Annotated in this window: 12 protein-coding genes; 7 read left to right on the forward strand and 5 right to left on the reverse strand. The window is 72.8% G+C overall.

Annotation, left to right across the window (positions count from 1 at the left end; all coding sequences use genetic code 11):
* Positions 1-497: 497 nt before the first annotated feature.
* Positions 498-1,046 (reverse strand): MarR family winged helix-turn-helix transcriptional regulator, encoded by a 549-nt coding sequence (locus ACFY5B_RS39010; protein ID WP_104778914.1) that lies wholly within the window; start codon positions 1,044-1,046, stop codon positions 498-500.
* 122 nt (positions 1,047-1,168) lie between these two features.
* Here ACFY5B_RS39010 and ACFY5B_RS39015 point away from each other — a divergent pair, with 122 nt between their 5' ends.
* A complete protein-coding gene (locus ACFY5B_RS39015; protein WP_389979929.1) occupies positions 1,169-2,434 on the forward strand; it encodes an MFS transporter in 1,266 nt (421 codons plus the stop codon).
* Positions 2,435-2,472: 38 nt separating this feature from the next.
* Here the strand turns inward: ACFY5B_RS39015 and ACFY5B_RS39020 are convergent, their stop codons facing one another.
* Together ACFY5B_RS39020 and ACFY5B_RS39025 are read right to left on the reverse strand one after the other, a co-directional pair.
* Positions 2,473-4,137 carry a SpoIIE family protein phosphatase gene (locus ACFY5B_RS39020; RefSeq protein WP_389979875.1) on the reverse strand — a complete coding sequence of 555 codons (1,665 nt, stop codon included), beginning with the start codon at positions 4,135-4,137 and terminating at the stop codon, positions 2,473-2,475.
* A 174-nt stretch (positions 4,138-4,311) separates the two neighbouring features.
* Positions 4,312-5,691, reverse strand: a complete 1,380-nt coding sequence (locus ACFY5B_RS39025) for an NAD(P)/FAD-dependent oxidoreductase (protein WP_389979878.1) — start codon at positions 5,689-5,691, stop codon at positions 4,312-4,314.
* Between the two features lie 373 nt (positions 5,692-6,064).
* Between ACFY5B_RS39025 and ACFY5B_RS39030 the strand changes: the two genes are divergently transcribed.
* Positions 6,065-6,829, forward strand: coding sequence for a TetR/AcrR family transcriptional regulator (locus ACFY5B_RS39030; protein WP_389979881.1), 765 nt, complete (start codon positions 6,065-6,067; stop codon positions 6,827-6,829).
* A 270-nt stretch (positions 6,830-7,099) separates the two neighbouring features.
* The gene (locus ACFY5B_RS39035) at positions 7,100-9,217 is read left to right on the forward strand and encodes a sigma-70 family RNA polymerase sigma factor (RefSeq protein WP_389979884.1); all 2,118 of its coding nucleotides are present in this window, start codon (positions 7,100-7,102) and stop codon (positions 9,215-9,217) included.
* A 108-nt stretch (positions 9,218-9,325) separates the two neighbouring features.
* Here the strand turns inward: ACFY5B_RS39035 and ACFY5B_RS39040 are convergent, their stop codons facing one another.
* Complete coding sequence (locus ACFY5B_RS39040; RefSeq protein WP_389979887.1) at positions 9,326-12,616, reverse strand: BTAD domain-containing putative transcriptional regulator; 3,291 nt, start codon at positions 12,614-12,616, stop codon at positions 9,326-9,328.
* A 161-nt stretch (positions 12,617-12,777) separates the two neighbouring features.
* Entirely contained in the window at positions 12,778-14,895 is a 2,118-nt protein-coding gene (locus tag ACFY5B_RS39045) for an asparagine synthase-related protein (protein WP_389979890.1), read from the reverse strand.
* Positions 14,896-15,787: 892 nt separating this feature from the next.
* Between ACFY5B_RS39045 and ACFY5B_RS39050 the strand changes: the two genes are divergently transcribed.
* From ACFY5B_RS39050 to ACFY5B_RS39065, 4 genes are all read left to right on the forward strand, one after another.
* Positions 15,788-17,212: an MFS transporter gene (locus ACFY5B_RS39050; RefSeq protein WP_389979893.1), complete on the forward strand. Its 1,425-nt coding sequence runs from the start codon at positions 15,788-15,790 to the stop codon at positions 17,210-17,212.
* A 168-nt stretch (positions 17,213-17,380) separates the two neighbouring features.
* Entirely contained in the window at positions 17,381-18,571 is a 1,191-nt protein-coding gene (gene lhgO / locus ACFY5B_RS39055; protein WP_389979896.1) for an L-2-hydroxyglutarate oxidase, read from the forward strand.
* 255 nt (positions 18,572-18,826) lie between these two features.
* Positions 18,827-19,666: a tRNA (guanosine(46)-N7)-methyltransferase TrmB gene (gene trmB, locus ACFY5B_RS39060; RefSeq protein ID WP_389979899.1), complete on the forward strand. Its 840-nt coding sequence runs from the start codon at positions 18,827-18,829 to the stop codon at positions 19,664-19,666.
* Between the two features lie 59 nt (positions 19,667-19,725).
* Positions 19,726-21,090 carry a PrsW family intramembrane metalloprotease gene (locus ACFY5B_RS39065; RefSeq protein WP_389979902.1) on the forward strand — a complete coding sequence of 455 codons (1,365 nt, stop codon included), beginning with the start codon at positions 19,726-19,728 and terminating at the stop codon, positions 21,088-21,090.
* Positions 21,091-21,261: the final 171 nt, after the last annotated feature.

Consider the following 21,261-nt stretch of genomic DNA (forward strand, 5'->3'; position numbering starts at 1 on the left):
TGAGTTCTCAAGGAACGGTCGCTTCCTTTGTACTCACCCTCTCGGGCTTTCCTCCGGGCGCTTCCCTTCGGTCTTGCGTTTCCGACTCTATCAGATCTTTCCGATCCGATTTCCTCGGTGCTTTCCAGGTTCCCGCTTCCGCGTTTCCCTTTCCGACGGTTCCGACTCTATCAGATCCTTTCGGGCCCGATCCCCGGTCAGCGGGGTTTGTCTTTGCGGCTGTTGGGCCGTTCCGACGTGTCCAACCTTAGCGCGTCCTCTCGGCGATTCCCAAATCGACGCCGTGGGAGTCGATCAGGTCGTCGAGTCCCAATTCGAATTGAATTCGGGCGTGCCGAAATCAACCCCGTCGGGATGTCGAGCTGTGGTTGGGATGCCGCTGCTGCGGCGGAAGTGCCGCCGAAGAACCGTTACGGCTCCGTGGCAACCCGAAGAACTTTACGGATCTGCCAGGGGGGTGTCAAGTGACCCCTGTCAAGATCTTTTCGGCCCCGGTGTCAGTCCAGGTCGGTGAGGCGTCCGCCGGCGTCCGGCTGTGCGTGCTCGACCCGGCGCAGCAGGCGCGTGAGCACTTCGCCCAGCGCCGTGCGCTCGTCGGGTGACAGGTCCTGGAGCAGGTCCTCCTCGAAGACCGTCGCCAGGCGCATTGCCTCCAGCCACTTCTCTCGCCCCTCGGATGTCAGCTCCACGATGACTCGTACGCGGTTGGACTCGTCTCGCTCACGGGTCACCAGAGATTCGGCGACCATGCGGTCGATCCGGTGGGTCATCGCGGCCGGGGTGAGGCCGAGGCGCTTGGCGAGGTCACTGGGGCCCAGGCGGTAGGGGGCTCCGGAGAGGACGAGGGCCTTGAGGACCTCCCACTCCGTGTTGCTGATGCCGAGGGTCGAGGTCTGACGGCCGTAGGCGACGTTCATACGGCGGTTCAGGCGGGAGAGGGCCGAGACGATCTGCTCGACCTGGGGGTCGAGGTCCTGGAACTCGCGCTGGTACGCGGCGATCTGCTCTTCGAGGGTCGGCTCGCTGGGGCCGGGGGTGTCGCCCATGTGCGCAGTATCGCACGACCGTTCTTTGCCTTGAAGTCCTTGGGTATGTACTCTTTAGCTTCGAACTTTAGTTTCGAAGTCTTCACTCCTAACTTGTGAGAGAGGTGAACGTGACCAGGGCGATGGGCGCAGCGATGCGCCGGATTCACGTGGGTAACGCACTCAGCGCGTTCGGGCTCGGCTTCACGGTCCCGTACCTGTACGTCTACGTGGCGCAGGTGCGAGGGCTGGGGGCCATGACGGCGGGTCTCGTACTCGCCGTCTTCGCTGTGGCCGCGCTGGTCGTGCTGCCGTTCGCCGGGCGGGCCATCGTCCGGCGCGGCCCGCTGCCGGTGCTGCTCGTCGCCCTGGTCACCGCCGCTCTGGGTGCGCTCAGTCTGGGGATCGCGAGCAGTGCTGCTGCTGTGCTGGTCTCGGCCTCCCTGCTGGGGGCCGGGCAGGCCGTGATGCAGCCGGCGCTCGCGACGATGATCGTCGACTGCTCGTCGGCGGAGACGCGCTCGCGTGCCTTCGCCATGCAGTTCTTCCTGCAGAACCTCGGGCTCGGTGTCGGCGGCCTCATCGGCGGTCACCTCGTCGACACCTCCAGCGCGGCCTCCTTCACGCTGCTCTTCGCGATCGAGGCGGCGATGTTCCTGCTGCTGGTCGTGGTGATGGTGACGGTGCGGATGCCGCACGCGCCTCGGATCGGGGACGCGCCCACGGCCGCGGGACGGAGCAGCTGGAAGCAGTTGCTGGGCAACCGGGCCATGGTGCAGCTCTGTGTGCTGGGCTTCGTGCTGTTCTTCGCCTGCTACGGGCAGTTCGAGTCGGGACTGAGCGCTTACGGGGTCGAGGCGGCCGGGATATCGACGTCCGCGCTCGGGACCGCGCTCGCCGCCAACACGCTGATGATCGTCGTCGCGCAGTTCGCCGTGCTGCGGTTCGTGGAGCGGCGCCGGCGGTCGCGGGTCATCGCCGCTGTCGGGCTGATCTGGGCCGTGGCGTGGCTCGTCGCCGGGTACGCGGGGCTCGGGCACGGGAGCCAGGAGATGGCGACGGCCGCGTTCGTCTCGACGTACGCACTGTTCGGGCTGGGTGAGGCGATGCTGTCGCCGACCGTGGCCCCGCTGGTCGCGGATCTCGCGCCGGAGGGCATGGCCGGGCAGTACAACTCGGCTTTCGCCCTGGTCAAGCAGCTGGCGCTGGCCGTCGGGCCGGCGGTGGGCGGGCCGCTGGGGGCCTCGCTGCACGCGCCGTACATCGTGGCGTTCCTGGTGTTCTCCCTGGGGATCACCGTCCTGGCCGTGCGGTTGGGGCGGCAGCTGACCGATGTGCAGGATCAGCCGTGGCTCGCGAAGAGCCGGGTCGTGGCGCGGGGTGGGGCGCCCGTTTCCGCGGACGTCTGATCCCGGCTCCCGACGAGGGCCTGGCGTCTGGCCATGCCTCAGGTGCTCTGGGTGCGGGGCAGGGCGAACTCGCACCAGACCGCCTTGCCGCCGCCGGGTGTGCGGCGGGAGCCCCAGTTCGACGCGATCGTGGCGACGATGGCGATGCCCCGGCCCGATTCGTCGCCCGGTTCCGCGCGGCGGCGTCTGGGGAGGTGGTCGTCGCCGTCGGTGACCTCGATGATCAGGCGTCTGTCCGTGCGGCGCAGGCGCAGTTTCATCGGCGGGGTGCCGTGCTGGAGGGAGTTGGCGACCAGTTCGCTGGTGGCCAGGACGCCCAGGTCGTGCAGGTCGGCAGGGAAACGCCAGCTGGTCAGGACGCCGGAGGCGAAGGCACGCGCGCGGGGGGCCGCTTCCACTCCGCCCAGGAGTTCCAGGGCGGCGTTGCGGAAGAGCTCGCTGTCCGGGCCCGTCCGGGCCGGGTGCTGGAGGACCAGGACGGCCACGTCGTCGTCGTGGTCGGGGGTCACTCCCGCGGAGCGGACCAGGCGGTCGCAGACGACCTGGGGTGTGCCGGTGGCGCCGGCCAGGGCGCGTTCCAGGGCGGCGATGCCCTCGTCCAGGTCCGCGTCGCGCCGCTCGACCAGGCCGTCCGTGTAGAGGACGGCCGTGGAGCCGGGGGCGAGGGGGATCGAGCCCGAGGCGTGCATCCAGCCGCCGGTGCCGAGCGGGGGGCCGGTGGGTTCCTCGGCGCGCAGGACCGTGCCGTTCTCGTCGCGGACGAGGATCGGGAGGTGGCCCGCCGAGGAGTAGATCAGCTTGCCCTCGTTCGGGTCGTGGATGGCGTACGCGCACGTGGCGATCTGGTTGGCGTCGATCTCGGCCGCCAGGCCGTCCAGGAGCTGGAGGATCTCGTGCGGGGGGAGGTCTAGGCGGGCGTACGCGCGGACCGCCGTGCGGAGCTGGCCCATGACGGCGGCCGCGCGGACGCCCCGGCCCATGACGTCGCCGATGACCAGGGCCGTGCGGCCGCCGCCCAGGGTGATGACGTCGTACCAGTCGCCGCCGACCGCGGCTTCCGTGCCGCCGGGGTGGTAGGTGGCGGCGATACGCAGGTCGTCGGGCTGTTCGAGTTCCTGCGGGAGCAGTGAGCGCTGGAGGGTGACCGCCGTTTCACGCTGGCGGCGTTCGCTGGCGCGCAGGCGCTCGGCGGCTTCGGCGTGGTCGGTGACGTCGGTGGCGAAGACGAGGACGCCGCGGCCCTCGCTGCCGCCCTTGCCGTCGCCCTGGGTGACCGGGGTGCACGTGAAGCTGTAGGAGTGGCCGTCGGGGGCCTTGCGGGACTTGACCGTGCGCGGTTTGCCACTGCGCTGGACCTGGTCCAGGAGGGGGAACAGACCGAGGGCGTCCAGCTCGGGGAGGGCCTCGCGGGCGCGTTCGCCCAGGGGGCGGACGCCGAAGGCGGTCGTGTAGGCGTCGTTGACGTAGGCGATGCGGTGGTCGGGGCCGTGGACCAGGGCGACGAGGGACGGGACGCGGTCGAGGACCTCACGCACCCGCAGTTCGTCGACGGCGGGAACGGACGGTGCTTCGTCGGTCAGTTGTTCGGCGCGGGCGGCGGGTACGGAGCCTTCCCCCCGCCGGTCCGAGGCCGTCTGCTCGGTCCGCGCTGCGGCGCGGCGCTGCGTTCCGGGGAGCCGGGCGCTCCAGCGCGTGAAGTTCACGAATCCTTGCCTCGTGTAGTGGTCGGCGGCCGGCACCGGAACCGGCCGGGGCCCCGAAGGGCCCGCACCGGGGCGAGTGGTGGCGTACCCGCGGTGGTGGACCAGTCTGGCAGGGCGCGGACCGGACCGACATCCGTCAGACGCCGGGCCGGCCGCTGGAGTTCCTGGGTCCGGTCAGGACGACCCCTTCGGGTTGTGCGGGGGGTCTTGAGAAGGCTTTCCACCGGCCGCGAGTTCGAACTCCGCCCGGGGGTGTTCGAGTGAACCCAGGGAGACGATCTCCCGTTTGAACAGGCCGGCCAGCGTCCATTCGGCCAGTACCCGCGCCTTGCGGTTGAAGGTGGGCACGCGGCTGAGGTGGTAGGCGCGGTGCATGAACCACGCGGGGTAGCCCTTGAGCTTGCGTCCGTAGACGTGGGCGACGCCCTTGTGCAGGCCCAGTGAGGCGACCGAGCCGGCGTAGGCGTGTTCGTACGTCTCCAGGGGTTCGCCGCGCAGGGAGTGCACGATGTTGTCCGCGAGGACCTTGGCCTGGCGGACCGCGTGCTGGGCGTTGGGGGCGCACTCGCGGCCCGGTTCCGCGGCGGTGACGTCGGGGACGGCGGCGGCGTCTCCCGCGGCCCACGCGTGCGTGGTGCCGTCGACCGAGAGTTCCGGCGTGCACTTCAGTCGTCCGCGGCCGTTGCGGGGCAGGTCGGAGGCGGCGAGCACCGGGTGGGGTTTCACGCCGGCCGTCCAGACGACCGTACGGGTGGGGAAGCGGGCACCGTCGCTGAGGACGGCGACCCGGTCGGCGCAGGACTCGAGGCGGGTCTCCAGGCGGACGTCGATGTTGCGGCGGCGCAGCTCGGTGACGGTGTAGCGGCCCATCTCCTCGCCGACCTCGGGCAGGATGCGGTCCGAGGCCTCGACGAGGATCCACTTCATGTCCTCGGGCTGGACGTTGTGGTAGTAGCGCGCGGCGTAGCGGGCCATGTCCTCCAGTTCGCCGAGCGCCTCCACGCCCGCGAAGCCGCCGCCGACGAAGACGAAGGTGAGGGCCGCGTCGCGGATGGCGGGGTCGCGGGTGGAGGAGGCGATGTCCATCTGCTCGATGACGTGGTTGCGCAGGCCGATGGCCTCCTCGACGGTCTTGAAGCCGATGCCGTGGTCGGCGAGGCCGGGGATCGGCAGGGTGCGCGAGACGGAGCCGGGCGCGAGGACGAGTTGGTCGTAGGAGAGTCGCTGTGCGCCCGTGCCCTCCTCCTCGGTGGCGAGGGTGGTGACGGCGGCGGTGCGTTTGGCGTGGTCGACGGCTGTGGCCTCGCCGATCAGGACCCGGCACCGGTCCAGGACGCGGCGCAGCGGTACGACGACGTGGCGGGGAGAGATGGCGCCCGCGGCGGCCTCGGGGAGGAACGGCTGGTAGGTCATGTACGGGTCGGGGGTGACGACGGTGATCTCCACCTCGCCCCGGTCCAGTTCCCGTTTCAGTCTGCGCTGCAGGCGCAGGGCCGTGTACATCCCGACGTAGCCGCCACCGACAACGAGAATGCGCGCACGTTCCTTCACCATCCCATGACGCACCCGTCGCTTGCGTTTGTCCACAGCCCCGACGAATTGTGTGACCGGAGCGGGAGAGCGCGCGGAGTTGGCCGGATTAGCGACCTGCGGCGCGTTCACGCAGGTCAGCAGGGGTGGTGCAGGGGGCGCGCGGGGGCACATTCGGGACGAATGCGGCCCGTACTCCGATCGGTGGGCGCTCTGTGCGGAACGTGCCCCTTCTGAATTGACTCCCTCTCAACTATGTTCGTGTGTCGACGGGGTGTAGGGGGATGCGCTCACCGGGGTTCGCGACGGGCGGGCCGCGGAACGGGCCGGTTCCCACGTCCCGGCATCGTATGGCGGGGAGTCTCCGGGGGGAGACGTCATTACCGGGGGAATACTTATGCATGTTCAGGACTCTCATTGGTCGCCCGCGTCCGCAGTCGCGGCGGGCGGTATGACGATGAGCGCGGCGGGCAGCGGACGCGACGCGTCGCGGACGACGCCGCTGCGTGTGGATGCACAGCGCAATCTGGAGCACGTACTGCGGGCGGCGCGCGAGGTCTTCGGCGAGCTGGGGTACGGCGCGCCGATGGAGGACGTGGCGCGGCGCGCGCGGGTCGGTGTGGGCACGGTGTACCGGCGGTTCCCGAGCAAGGACGTCCTGGTGCGTCGGATCGCCGAGGAGGAGACCTCCCGGCTGACCGACCAGGCGCGTGCGGCGCTCGGGCAGGAGGACGAACCGTGGTCGGCGCTGTCGCGCTTCCTGCGGACGTCGGTGGCCTCCGGCGCGGGGCGGCTGCTGCCGCCGCAGGTGCTGCGGGTCTCCGTCGAGGACGGTGCCGGTGGCCCGCGGGTGCCGCAGCAGCGGACCCAGCCGGGCACGACAGAGCTGCGACTGGTGCCTGACCAGCCCGTCGCGGTCGCTTCGGTGCCGGCGGTAGCGGCCGAGGACGACGCCGGGACGACGGCGCTGCTCGAGGTCGTGGGCCGGCTCGTGGACCGGGCGCGTGCGGCCGGTGAGCTGCGGGCGGACGTGTCGGTGTCGGACGTGCTGCTGGTGATCGCCACGGCCGCGCCCTCACTGCCGGACGCCGCACAGCAGGCGGCCGCGTCGGCCCGGCTGCTGGACATCCTGCTGGAGGGCCTGCGTTCGCGACCGGCCTGATCCACCGGGCCCCGGGCGAACAGGCCCGGGTCGGGTGGAGCTTCCGGGCTCGGGCGGCACGTCCGGGCCCGGAGCGAACCGGAGACGAGCCGGAGAGAGGCCGGAGAGAAGAGGGAGAGCCTTCCCCGAATGAGTGACGGCCAGTACTTCCGTGCGATAAATCCCCACGGATGAGTGATGGTCCGAACTTCGGGCTTCCGACCATAAGCCCATATGGCACGCTGACCCGGTGGTCTGGACGGTTTGGGCGGCTGCCGGGGGCTTTCCGCGATGAGCGTTGACGGGCGGGACGAGTCGAGCGGTAGTGGGCACGGCGACGCCACGGCCGGCGGTCCGGTCCCGCCGAAGGTGGCGAGTCAGGGCGGACGCGCGAGCGTGCCGCCCGCCGGGCACCCTGCCGACGGCTCGGTCCCCGCCCAGCGCGACAGGCGCGAGGACGGCGCCCTGCCGCCGCGCGAGATGCCACCGTCCGACGCCGGCATCATCGACCGGATGCGCGCGGGCGACGACACGGCGTACGAGGAGCTGTACCGGCGCCATGCGCAAGCCGTGCGCCGGTACGCCCGCACCTGCTGCCGCGACGCCCACACCGCGGAGGACCTGACCGCCGAGGTCTTCGCCCGCATGCTCCAGGCGGTACGCGGCGGCGCGGGCCCCACGCACGCCGTACGCGCCTACCTGCTCACCTCCGTCCGGCGCGTCGCCGCCTCCTGGACGAGGTCGGCACGGCGCGAGCAGCTCGTCGACGACTTCGCGGTGTTCGCCGCCCAGTCCGCGCACGGGCCCGACGTGTCCGGCGACGACACGCTCGAACTGGGCGCGGACGTACGGGCCATGCACGAGGCCGAGCAGTCCATGGCCATGCGGGCCTTCCGGTCGCTGCCGGAGCGCTGGCAGGCCGTGCTGTGGCACACCGAGATCGAGGACGAGTCCCCCAGCGAGGTCGCCACGCTGTTCGGGCTGGACGCCAACGGCACCCGGGTACTCGCCAGCCGGGCCCGCGAGGGTCTCAAGCAGGCCTACCTCCAGGCCCACGTCAGCGCCACGCTCACCGGCGACGAGGACTGCGCACGCTACGCCGACCAGCTGGGCACCTACGCCCGCGGACGGTTGCGCACCCGTGCCGAGCGGGGGCTGCGCAAGCACCTGGAAGATTGCGCGAAGTGCCGGCTGGCCGCGCTGCAGATCGAGGAAGTGGCGGGCGGTATCCCGGCCGTCGTGCCGGTCGCCGTCATCGGCTGGTTCGGGGCCGCCGGTTACGCGAAGGCCGCCGGGCTCATCGCCGGGGGTGCTGGAGCGGCCGGCGCGGCGGGGGCGGCAGCGGCGGCGGGTGGTTCGGCCGGCGGGGCAGCCGCAATTGGCGGCGGTTCGGCCGGCGGGGCAGCCGCAACCGGCGGCGGTTCGGCCGGCGGGGCAGCCGCAACCGGCGGCGGTTCGGCCGGCGGGGCTGGTGCGGCGGGTGGGGGCTCGGCCGGTGGGGCTGGTGCGGCGAGTGGGGGCTCGGCCGGTGGCGGGGGTGGTGCGGCGGTCTCCGAGGGGGTCGGCGCACCGGTGAAGGCCGGGATCGCGGCGGGTGTGGTCGCCGTGGGTGTGGTGGCGGCAGTCGTGATGGCACTGACCGGCAACGAGAAACCGAAGGCAGAGGCCAAGGCCGACCCCTCACCCCCTCCGCCTTCCTCGGTGGTGCGCCCGGGCGAGCCCACACCCGCGCCCTCGCCTTCGCCCTCCTCCTCACGGCCCGGCCCGGGGCCGCGGCCGCCGGGGATCATGCCCGCGCGCGCCGAGCCGCCCGCACCGGCACCGAGCCCCACGACCAGCCCTAGTCCGGACCCGGAAGCCGCCCCTCCGCCGACCCGGGCGCCCGCTCCACCGCCCGCACCTCCGAAGCCCACTCCGCCCCCTGCACCCACACCGACGCCCACTCCCCCGCAGCCTCCGCCACCCCCGCCCGCCCCGGTCGTCTACCAGTGGAGCGAACTGTCGTACGACATCAACGGCGACGGCGCTAAGCCCGAGATGCGGATCGGTTCGAGCAGCTGGGTCTGGCAGCGGTCCGGCCTGTCGGTCGGCGGCCGGCGCCACGCCCACGGCGTCACCGTGCACGGCCGTTCGTCCGTCACCATCGACCTCAACCGCGCCTGCTCGTCCTATGACGCGCTCGTGGGAGTGGACGACATGACGTTGAGGCTCGGCAAGGTGCACTTCTCCGTCTACGCCGACGGGGTCCGGCTGTGGCGGTCCCCGCTGGTCGAGGGCGGTGATCCGGCCGTGCCCGTCCATGTGAACCTCACCGGCCGCAGTACGGTCCGGCTGGTGGTGGAGCCGCGCAGCGCCCTCGCCGACCTGATGCCGGTGGACTGGGCGGAGTCCCGGTTCACCTGCGGCTGACGGTACGGCCACGGCTACGGCTACGGCCAGGGCCACGGCCACGGCTACCGCTACGGCTACGGCTACGGCTACGGCTACGGCTATCGCTACGGACGACAGTAGGACGGCTCACGGCACCCGGTCGGCGGCGTGCGTGCGGCACGCCTCCTCCAGTTCGCGCAGGACGTCGTCCGCGGTGAGAACCGTGCCCCGGGCACGCTCCGCCTCGCACCGGGCGCTCCCCAGAGCGGCACGCGCGGCGGCCTCGGCGCGTTCCGCCGGGGCGCGCTCCGGAATGGAGCGCGGGCGGCCCGACCGCCAGTGGTCGCCGGCAGCGAGCAGCCGGGCCGCACGCGGGAAGTCGCCGAGATCGGCCAGCAGTTTCGCCGCGCCGTCCACGACCGTGGCCCGCACCACGTCCGAGCACCGCTTGTCCACGGCGTCGCGGAAGGCGGCGGTGACCTTGGCCAGAGCGGACCGCGGGCCGGACTCCTGCGCGCTGATCACGGCGTCGAGCAGGAGCAGCATCACCATGAACTGGGGTGGCGGGGTACCGGGGGCGGTGTTGGCGCGGGCCTCCTCGCACCACGCTCGCGCCCGGGTGATCTGCCCGTCCTCGAGGGCCAGCTGGGTGCGCATCAGCAGGACGTACGCCTTGGAGTCCCGCACTCCGTACCGTTCGGCGGCGGCGGTGGCCTCGTCCAGCGAGGACAGTGCGGACACCCGGTCGCCCGCACGGTAGGCGATCTCGGCGAGCCGGGCGATGAGGAACGGCGACTCGGCGTAGGCGCCCACCTCGTAGGCGAGCCGCAGCGCCTCCTCGTACTCCCCCTTGGCCTCCTCGAAACGGCCGCGCACCATGGCGGCCTCGCCCACCGCGCTGCACACCTGGGCGCGCAGCCAGCGGTCGCCCGCGCGGCGGCTGAGGACCCGCAGTTCGGCGAGGTCGTCGTCGAGGCCCTCCAGGCCGCCGGGTCCGTCGACGACCGTGTGCGCGCGGAACATCAGGGCGACGGAGATCTCCCAGTCGCCGCCGTACGCACGGCAAGTGGCGACGGCGGCGTCCAGGACGGTCCGCACCTCGCTCGGGTCGCCCAGGAAGGAGGAGAGGATCGGGCAGACGAGCCCCGGGATACGGGCCGATCGCGGGCCGCCTTCCCTGTAGTGGGCCCACACCCGCTCCATGTAGGGCAGCCGCTCGGCGGCGAACGTCTCCATGGGCGCGACTTCGGTCATGAAGAACAGATGCAGCAGGCGCACATCCATCCGCAGGGCGTGCAGCGGATGCCCCGCCTCTCCGTCCGGCGCGGTGAGGAAGTGGTCGACATGGCTGGGCTCCGGCACGCCGCCGGGCGGTACACGGCTCGCCACGTCCAGGGCCGCACCGAGGCTCAGTGTCCGCTCGAGCCACTCCATACCCTCGTGCCGGTAGTTGCGCAGCCACCAGAACCAGCCCATGGCCAGGGCGAGAGCGGCGGCCTCCGCCTCGTCCCGGGCGTCCAGGGCCCGGTCGAGGGCCGCGCGGATGTTGTCCAGCTCGGTCTCCAGACGGGCGATCCACGGCAGTTGCCCGGCGGAGCGCAGCTGCGGATCGGCCCGCTCGGCGAGCGCACGTGCCCAGGCGCGGTGCCGGAGCTCGGCGGTGGTGCGCAGCCGCGGGGTGTCGGCGGCGCGCTCGACGGCGTACTCGTGGATGGTCTCCAGCATTCGGTACCGCATGCCGGAGGAGCCGTCGTCCGCGCCGGGTGCCGCCACGACGAGGGACTTGTCGACGAGGGCCCCGATCAGCTCGGCGGCCGGCCCGGAGCACACGGCCTCGGCTGCCGTGAGGTCCCAGCCGCCCGCGAACACGGACACCTCGCGCAGCATCGTCCGCTCGGCGTCGTCGAGGAGATCCCACGACCAGTCGACGACGGCACGCAGGGTCTGCTGGCGGGGCAGGACCGTGCGACTTCCGGAGGTGAGGAGGCGGAAGCGGTCGTCGAGGCGGTCGGCGATCTGCCGGGGCGTGAGCAGCCGGAGCCGCGCCGCCGCCAGTTCGATGGCGAGCGGCAGCCCGTCCAGCCGCCGGCAGATCTCCGCCACCGCCTGCTCGTCGCGGAGCACGGTCTGCGCGTCGGGCCGGACGGCGGTGGCTCGCTCCGCGAACAGCCGGCGGGCGTGGTGGGGGCGCAGGGGCTCGACCGGGCGGACCGACTCGCCCGGGACACCCAGTGGTTCCCGGCTGGTGGCCAGGATCGTGAGGCCCGGGCAGCGGGTCAGCAGGGTCTCCGCGAGGTGGGCGGCGGCGCCGATGACATGTTCGCAGTTGTCAAGGATCAGCAGGAGGTCGCGCCGCGCGCAGAACTCCACGAGCAGCCCGACCGGGTCGTCCTGCACAGCCGTGAGCTCGCTGGTCATCAGCACGGTCTCGCGCAGACCGAGCGCACTGACCACCGCTCCCGGCACCGCCTCGGGCCGGTCGAGCGGGGCGAGCTCGGCCAGCCATGCCTGCGGGAGCCCGGCGGCGGCCTCCTCAGCGAGACGGGTCTTGCCCGAGCCGCCCGGTCCGGTGAGGGTGACGAGCCGGGCCCTGTGCAGGTCGGAACGGATGGCGTCGATCTCGGGTTCCCGGCCGACGAAAGAGGTCAGACGCGGGCGGATGGCCCCCGGTCGGGTGTGCTCGCGCTCCGGCGTCGCGGGCGGGCGCTTCCCGTCCTTCGGGGCGGAGTCGAGCAGGCCGGCGTGGAGGGCGCGCAACTGCGGCCCGGGGTCGGTGCCGAGGCCTTCGGCCAGGGCACGGCGGGCGGTCTCGTACGCGACGAGGGCGTCGGCCTCACGTCCGGTGTCGCGCAGGGCGCGGATGAGGAGGGCGTGCAGCGGCTCGTCGTAGGGGTGGACGGCGGTCAGTTCGCGCAGTTCGGGTATGACGTCCGGCCCGCGTCCCAGCCGTAGCCGGGCCTCCGCCCTGGCGCGGGTCGCCTCCAGGCGCCCGGCCTCCGGGCGGGTGGCGGCGGAGCGGTCGGGGAGGTCGGCGAGGGCGGGGCCGTGCCAGAGGGCGAGGGCGGCATCGAGGTGCCGTTCCGCTCCGGCGGGATCGTTGCCGGTCAGGGCGTCGATGCCCTGCTGGACGAGCCGTTCGAAGACGAAGAGGTCGATGTCGTCCTTGCCGGCCGCGAGTCGGTAGCCGCCCGTCTCGGAGGTGACGGCGTCCTTGCCGAGGGCCCTGCGGAGACGGCCGACGAGGGCCTGGAGGGCGGCGGGGGCGTCCTGGGGCGGGTCGTCCGCCCAGACCTCGTCGATCAGCGTCTGGGGGGTGACGACGCGGGAGGGGCGCAGGGCGAGGGCGGTGAGCAGGGCGCGGAGGCGGGGGCCGCCGATGGGTACGACCGAGCCGTGCTCGTCCTCTGCCGTGGTGACGCCCAGGATTCTGTACCGCACGGGGTCATTGTCGCCGGGGTGGTGGTGAAGGGCGGGGGGTTTTCGGCGCGGGGCGTTGCTCTGGGGTGTGTGCGCGGGCATCCGCACCAGCACTACACCCGCCGCACCCCGCCGGCATCCGCACTACACCCCGCCGCACCCCACCGGCATCCGCACCCGCACTACACCCGCCGCACCCCACCGGCACCCGCCCCCAACGCCCCCCGCTGCGGTGCGATCCCCGCGGGGACGGCCCGCTGGCGCGCCGGTGTGCCCGTCCAGCAGGTGCCGCGGCGGGCGAGGAGGCGGCGCAGCCACAGCTCCAGGGAGACCAGGTCGGCGAGGCCGTCCAGGGGCAGGGGTTCGCCCGCGGCCGCGCCGCGCAGCGCCTTGCGGACCACGCGGGCCTCGACCAGACCCGCCTCCGCCAGCAACGGGGTGTCGAACAGGGCGACCAGGGTGTCCGCCGCCACGCGCAGCCCCGTGCGTTCCGCGGCCGCCGCCGTCGCCTGGGTGGGGGCGCCCCAGCCGGGCGGCAGTTCGCGGACCCCGGCCCCTTCCAGCACCGTACGCAGGATTGCCGCACGCGCCCCCGGCCGCACCCGCAGCGCCTCGGGCAGGGCCCGGGCCGCGCGGACGACCTGGTTGTCGAGGAACGGCGCGTGCAGCCGCTGGAAGCGGACCTCCGCCGCCTGTTCCAGCACCCGCAGGTCCGCCGCATGCCGTCCCAGCGCCGCACGCGCGCGGAAGTCTCCTGGCCGCTGTCCCGGCCCGACCAGCTCCGACCGGTGGGTGGACGCCTGAAGGCGAACCGATACTTCAGCGAGCGCCTCACCGGTCAGCCAGCGCGCCGCCGGCCCGGGTCTGCCCCAGGTCAGCGCGGCGAGCGACGCGTCCAGCGCACCGCCGGGCGCGTCGAGGCCGTCGTCGGAGCGGGGATCGAGCAGACGCTCGGCGAGGGCCTCGAGCCCCGACCGGTACGGCATGCGGGACAACCGCCGCGCCGCCGCGTACACGCGCGCGGGCACCAGCACCGAGCCGTCGGCCTTGGCGAGGGCGGCGACGGGCCGTACGAGATGCCGCCGCCGGCGGTCCATCAGCAGGTCGGCGAGGCGGGCGGGATGGGCGTCCAGGACCTGGCGGGCGCCATAGCCCGTGAAGTGGTCCGCGCTGCCGGCCGCCAGCCGGGCCCGATGGCGCGCCGCCGACACCAGGCACGGCCCCGGTTCGTCCGTCAGGGGCCCGTCCAGGTCGGCGTAGGGGAGGGTCCCCTCGTCGCCCGCCACGACGACGTGGTGCAGCCGCGGGTTCGCGGCCAGCGCGCCCGCCCGCTCCAGCTCGGCCTCCCGGCCTCCGACGGCCAGGTCGTTGAACGTGACGGCCAGCAGCCGCTCCCCCGCGCCCGTGCCGTGCCCCAGCACCGTGCCCGGCATCCCGGGCAGACCCGCGGCCAGCAGCGCCAGTGCCCCGGAGGCGGGCCCGCCGGACAGGTCCGCGCCGATTCCCGGCACCGGCATCCCGCGCGCGGCACGCCGCTCGGCGGGCCCCATACCGGGGACGGGGCCGGGGTCGATGTCGGCGCCGGGGACGTGCCGCGGCGCGGACAGCCGCGTCCGCACGGCCTCCACGAGCGCGTCGCGCACCGCGTCGACCGCGCTGTCGGGGTCGGCCGGGGGCGCCGCCACGGCCAGCGAGGCGACCGGCTCGTACCCGGCGATCTCGCGCGCCCCGGCGCGCAGGATGAGGGCGTGCCCGGGCGGAATGCGCTTCACGCCGTCGTACGGGGTGGAGTCGTGCAGCGCGGCCGGCACGTCTGGTGCCGCCAGCAGCGCGGCGAGATGCCCGAAGTCGAGGTTGGCCTCGATGAGGTCGGCCAGCGGCAACGCGGCGGTCGCGTACGCCGTACCGCCGGCCCAGGGCGTGTGGAACACCGGCCGCGCGCCCGCGAGATCACCGCAGACGGTGATCCGCCTGCCGACCTGGACGATCGCGGTGTAGCTGCCCGGCCAGGCGGTCAGGTGCCGAAGTGCGCCGCCGCGCGCGGCGAACAGCGCGACGCGCAGCTGCTCGTCGGTGGCGCCGCAGATGCCGAGGACGGCGATCCTGGTCCGGTCGTCGGCCTTCACGACCCGCACTTCGTCGGGGCGCCAGTCACCGACCGCCCACAGCGGATCGGGGTCGCCCCACAGGAGTTGGGAACCCACCGGGTGCAGGGTCTCCCCCTCGGTGCCGGTGGCCCCCGCCGTACCGGCAGCGACGGCTCCCGCGGCGGTGCTGCTCCATCCCACCAACCACCGCATCGCCGCCTCCACAGGCTGTGGACAACCTAGTGCACCGTACGAACCGGTTCACCATGCTGCCATGAAGGAGGCGTTCCAGAGGGTGCCGACGCCGCTTGCGCTCCGCCGAATGCGCCCCGGCGGAGCCACCCGCACGGTCGCGAACACCCCGAACACCCGGACGCCACAAGAAGATCAGGGCGGAAAGCCGGACGAAGAACACGACCGACGAGACGCCGCAAGAAGACGACCGCGGCACCCGCACCAGACGAACGCGGCACCCGCATCAGCCGAAAGCGGCACCCGCACCAAACGGACAAGACACCGGGAGAAGCGCAGCAAAACGAAGAAGCGGCGAAGAATCAAGGCACGCCAGCGACATGTCTGCAGTAGTACTGCGACGCGAATGCGCCCCCGAAACGCGCCCCAATCACGCCCGGCGCGCCCTCAACTGCCGTGGTCGGAGCCCTGATAGCCCACGACCGGCGGGGGCGACTTTCGGCCAAATCGGTGTCACGCGAGCAGCCTCGAACACTCTCCGTACAGGCACGGCGCCCTGCCACCCGGTCGCGCAGTCCGGGAGACGGAGCACGCCTCCCGGACCGTTCCGCCGCCCGCGGGGATGTAGGCGGCGGTGTCCCCCAGCCCACTGGATCCAGTACAGCGGGCCGACCCACGCGATGACCATGGAACCGCTCCCGCGATGGCCGGAGAAGAGCGCACGGGCAGGCGCACGGCCACACAGTGGGAGCACGTCGCAACAGCCCGTATCTGAACCGCACTTCAGTACGGACCACAATCCCGCCAACCGGAACAATGCCCCTTAACGCTTGGGATGCGGCGAACTACGCTGGGTTTACGAATGCCGCGTGGTTATGCCAGTGCGGCAGCCGTCTGTGTCGAGGGGTGGCGCATGTCCAGGGAGCAACGCGGGCCGAACGAAAAACTCGGCGCCGTTCTCGCCCTCGCGGGAATCTCCAACGCGGGCCTCGCGCGGCGCGTCAACGACCTTGGCGCCCAGCGTGGTCTGACGCTTCGCTATGACAAGACGTCGGTGGCGCGCTGGGTGTCGAAGGGCATGGTGCCGCAGGGTGCCGCCCCGCACCTCATCGCCGCCGCCATCGGCCAGAAACTCGGCCGCCCGGTGCCGCTGCACGAGATCGGCCTGGCGGACGCGGATCCCGCACCCGAGGTCGGCCTCGCCTTCCCGCGGGACGTCGGACAGGCGGTTCGATCCGCGACCGACCTGTACCGCCTCGACCTCGCCGGCCGCCGGGCCGGTTCCGGCGGCATCTGGCAGTCGCTGGCGGGATCGTTCGCGGTGAGCGCATACGCAACGCCCGCCTCACGATGGCTGATAACCCCGGCCGACAGTTCGGTCGCGCGTGACGTGGGCCCCGGTGAGGGCTCCGGCGCACCGCTCAAAGTCGGCCACAGCGATGTGCAGAAGCTGCGGGAGGCCGCCGAGGACGCACGGCGCTGGGACTCCAAGTACGGTGGCGGCGACTGGCGTTCCTCGATGGTCCCCGAGTGCTTAAGGGTGGAGGCGGCCCCCCTGCTGCTCGGCTCGTACTCCGACGAGGTCGGCCGGGCCCTCTTCGGCGCCTCCGCCGAACTCACCCGCCTGGCGGGCTGGATGGCCTTCGACACGGGTCAGCAGGAAGCGGCCCAGCGCTACTACATCCAGGCCCTGCGCCTGGCCCGCGCGGCGGCGGACGTCCCCCTCGGGGGCTACGTGCTGGCCACCATGTCCCTCCAGGCCACCTACCGCGGCTTCGGCGACGAGGGCGTGGACCTCGCCCAGGCCGCCCTGGAACGCAACCGCGGTCTGGCGACGGCCCGCACCATGAGCTTCTTCCGCCTCGTCGAGGCACGCGCCCACGCCCGCGCGAACGACGCCCAGGCGGCCGGCGGCGCCCTGAAGGCGGCCGAGAGCTGGCTGGAGCGCGCCCGCCCCGGCGACAACGACCCGAGCTGGCTCGGCTTCTACTCCTACGACCGTTTCGCCGCCGACGCCGCCGAGTGCTACCGCGACCTCAAGGCGCCCCGGCAGGTCCGCCGCTTCACCGAGCAGGCACTGTCGCAGCCCACGGAGGAGTTCGTCCGCTCGCACGGCCTGCGTCTGGTCGTCTCCGCGGTCGCCGAACTGGAGTCGGGGAACCTCGACGCGGCGTGCGAGCAGGGAGTGCGGGCGGTGGAGGTCGCCGGGCGGATCTCCTCGGCCCGTACCACCGAGTACGTCAAGGACCTCCTGCACCGTCTGGAGCCGTACGGCGACGAGCCGCGGGTGGTGGAGCTCCGTGAGCGGGCACGACCGCTGCTGGTGACTCCCGCCTGAGCGTGTGCCGGGTCGCTGTGATCTTGTGGCCGGGGGCCGGCCGTGGCTGGTCGCGCACTCGCCGCCGTGGGTTTCCCGCGCGCTTGGAGGGCGACGGCCTTCCCGGCGTTTGAAGGTGCTGTCAGTGGCGCAGTGCACTATCGGTAGCGGGAGGTGGTGCAGGTGCGGATGGCGTACGACTGCGACGTGCTGGTGATCGGCGGCGGCATCGTCGGTCTGTCGACGGCGTACGCGATCACCCGCGCCGCGCCGGGCACACGTGTCACCGTCCTGGAGAAGGAGCCGGGCCCGGCCCGCCACCAGACCGGCCGCAACAGCGGCGTCATCCACAGCGGGATCTACTACCGCCCCGGCTCCCTCAAGGCCCGCTACGCGGTGCGGGGCGCCGCCGAGATGATCAAGTTCTGCACCGAGTACGGCATCCCGCACGCGGTCACCGGCAAGCTGATCGTCGCCACCGACCGCACGGAGCTGCCCCGCCTGCACGCGCTCGTGCAGCGCGGCAGGAACAACGGGATCCCGGTGCGGGAGCTGGGCGCGTCCCAGATCGAGGAGTACGAGCCCGAGGTGCGCGGGCTCGCAGCGATACACGTCGCCACGACCGGCATCTGCGACTTCGTCGCGGTCGCCCGCCAGCTGGCCCACGGCTCGGGTGCGGAGATCCGCTACGGCACCCGGGTCGTGCGCGTCGACCGGCGCCCCGAGCGGGGGGTCGCCGTCCTCACGGCCGCGGGGGACGTCGTACGCGGGCGGGTCATGGTGAACTGCGCGGGGCTGCGGTGCGACGAGATCGCCCGGCTCACCGGGGACGACCCGGACGTGCGGATCGTGCCGTTCCGGGGCGAGTACTACGAGCTGGCCCGGCCGGAGCTGGTGCGCGGCCTGGTCTACCCCGTGCCCGACCCGGCGTTCCCGTTCCTCGGGGTGCATCTCACCCGGGGCATCGACGGGGGAGTCCATGTCGGGCCGAACGCGGTTCCGGCCCTGGCCCGCGAGGGATACGGCTGGGGCACGGTGAGCCTGCGCGAGCTGGGCTCGACCCTGACCTGGCCCGGCTCCTGGCAGATAGCCCGCCGCCACTGGCGGTACGGGGCGGGTGAGCTGCGGCGATCCCTGTCCAAGAGGGCGTTCACCCAGGCGGTGGGCAGGCTGCTGCCGGGGGTGTCCGAGGACGACCTGGTACCGACGGCCGCGGGTGTGCGCGCACAGGCGGTCCTCCGCGACGGAACGCTGGTCGACGACTTCCTGATCCGCGAGGGCGCCAGAACCGTCCATGTCCTCAACGCACCGTCCCCTGCCGCCACGGCTTCCTTGCCGATCGGCCGGGAGGTGGCGCGGAGGGCGTTGAGCGCGCTGTGAGGTTCGCGGTTGCTCGGCGTTGCCGCTGAGGCGCGGGTGGGGTCCGCGACCCGGCGGAGCGGGGTGCCGGCCCGCACCCGCCGTCGTACGCGAGGGGACGTGTCGGGGGGTGTCCGCCCGCAGCGGTTGGCGCGTCGACGCCAGTCAGTCGGTATAGGGGTCCATTTGCGCCGTTCCGAGGACGGACACCCCCGGCGCGGCCCCGACCCACACCCGGCATCAGGCGAAGCACCGCACCGTAAAATCAGTAGCACTGTGTCTGACTCCCCGAACACCCCCGAAACCCCGCTCCCGCCCCCGCACACCCCGGGTGTCTCCGTCCGGGCTACCCGGGCCAAGGGAGAGCCGCGCTTCCCCGACGGGCCGAAGGCCGACCCCGCCGGTTCGCACTTCGAGCGGCGGATCCGGAGTTTCCAGCCCCGGCGCAGCCGTGTCACCACCGGTCAGGCGGACGCGCTGCAGCGCCTGTGGCCCAAGTGGGGCCTCGACATCGACGGCAGCCGGACCCTCGACCTGCCCGAGCTGTTCGGCAACGACAACCCCGTCGTCCTGGAGATCGGCTTCGGCATGGGCGAGGCCACCGCCCAGATGGCCGCCGCCGACCCCGCCACGAACATCCTCGCGGTCGACGTCCACACCCCCGGCCAGGGCAACCTGCTGAACCTCGCCGACCGCAGCGGCCTGTCCAACATCCGCGTCGGCAACGGCGACGCGATCATCCTCCTGCGCGAGATGCTCGCCCCGGACTCCCTCAGCGGCCTCCGCGTCTACTTCCCCGACCCCTGGCCCAAGAAGCGGCACCACAAGCGCAGGATCATCCAGCCGGACTTCCTCACCCTCGCCGCCACCCGGCTCCGGCCCGGCGCGCTGGTCCACTGCGCCACCGACTGGGAGCCGTACGCCGAGCAGATGCTCGATGTCCTCACCGCGCACCCCGACTTCGAGAACACAGAGGCGGACGGCGGTTTCGCGCCGCGTCCCGACTTCCGTCCGCTGACCCGTTTCGAGGGCCAGGGACTGGACAAGGGACATGTCGTGAACGACCTCCTCTTCCGCCGCGTACAGCACGTGGACCAGCCCCCCGCCGGCGCCTGACCGCCCCTGGCACCTTTCCCGCCTGTGGACAGCGCCCATCCGTCGTTAGGGTCAATCCCGTGGCCACCAGCCCCCCGCATCCGTCGTACCCGAGCGGTCCCACCGACGGCGTCCCCTTCGCCGGCCCAGGTACGGCCGGCTCCCTGCGGCACGCCCACTGGTGGCAGCGCGCCTGGGTGCGCTACGGCGCGCTGAGCACGCTCCTCGCGATATCCGGCCTGGTCATCCTCGCCCTGGTCCGCGAGGAGACCGGAACGGAGGGGTTCCTGGTCGGGCTGGGGCTGGCGGTCCTGCCGGTGCCCCTGCTGATCGCCGCGTTCCGCTGGCTGGACCGGGTCGAACCCGGCCCTTGGCGGAACCTGGTGTTCTGCTTCGCCTGGGGCGCCTGCGCGGCGGCGCTGATAGCGATCGTCGCCAACAGCTTCGCGACGAGATGGATAGCGACGGCGACGGCGGACCCGTCCAGCGCGGACACCCTCGGCGCGACCGTGATAGCGCCGGTGGTCGAGGAGTCGGCCAAGGCGGCGGCCGTGCTCCTGGTCTTCCTCTTCCGGCGCCGCGACTTCACCGGCATCGTCGACGGCGTCGTCGTAGCCGGTGTGACCGCCACCGGCTTCGCCTTCACGGAGAACATCCTCTACCTGGGCACCGCGTTCGGCACCGACCAGCTCACCGGCGGCACCGGCATCGCCTCCGTCACGGCGGCGACCTTCTTCGTGCGCATCATCATGTCGCCGTTCGCGCATCCGCTGTTCACGGTCCTCACCGGCATCGGCTTCGGCATCTCCGCGCTCTCGGCGGCCCGCCGGCCCATCCGCCGGATCGTCTTCCCGCTGTCCGGACTGCTGCTCGCGATGGGCATGCACGCGATGTGGAACGGCTCGTCGGCGTTCGGCGAGTACGGGTTCTTCGCCGTGTACGCGGCGTTCATGGTGCCCATCTTCGGGCTGCTGACGTGGCTGGTGATCTGGACGCGGCAGCGGGAGCTGAAGACCGTACGGGCGGAGCTGCCCGCCTACGCCGTGGCCGGCTGGCTGACCCCGGCCGAGCCGTACGCGCTCGGCTCGATGCGGGCCCGGCGGATCGCCCGCCAGTACGCCCGTCGGCACGCGGGCAGGGCGGCGGCCCGGGAGGTGGCCCGGTACGAGGCGTACGCGACGTCCCTGGCGTTCCTGCGGCACCGGGCCCGGCGGGGCGGCGCCCGGGCGGACTTCGCCGTGCGGGAGCAGGAGCTGCTCGGCGAGCTGTGGCGGCGCCGGCAGGTGTCCCGCCCCGCGCTGGACCACGCGGCGCGGATCACCGCCCCGCCGGTCCCGGTGGTGGCCCCGCCCTGGCCGGTCCACGGGGTGTACGGGCACGGATACGGGTACGGCTACGGCCACCAGCCGACGCCGTACCCCGCGTACAACCCGTACCGCACCTAGAGCCCGCTCAGGCCGACGCCGGACCCGCGTACAACCCGTACCGCACCCAGAGCCCACTCAGGCCGACGCCGTACCCGCGTACAACCCGTACCGCACCCAGAGCCCACTCAGGCCGACGCCGTACCCGCGTACAACCCGTACCGCACCCAGAGCCCACTCAGGCCGACGGTA

Source organism: Streptomyces sp. NPDC013187 (assembly GCF_042899705.1).
GTDB classification, from domain to species: domain Bacteria; phylum Actinomycetota; class Actinomycetes; order Streptomycetales; family Streptomycetaceae; genus Streptomyces; species Streptomyces hawaiiensis_A.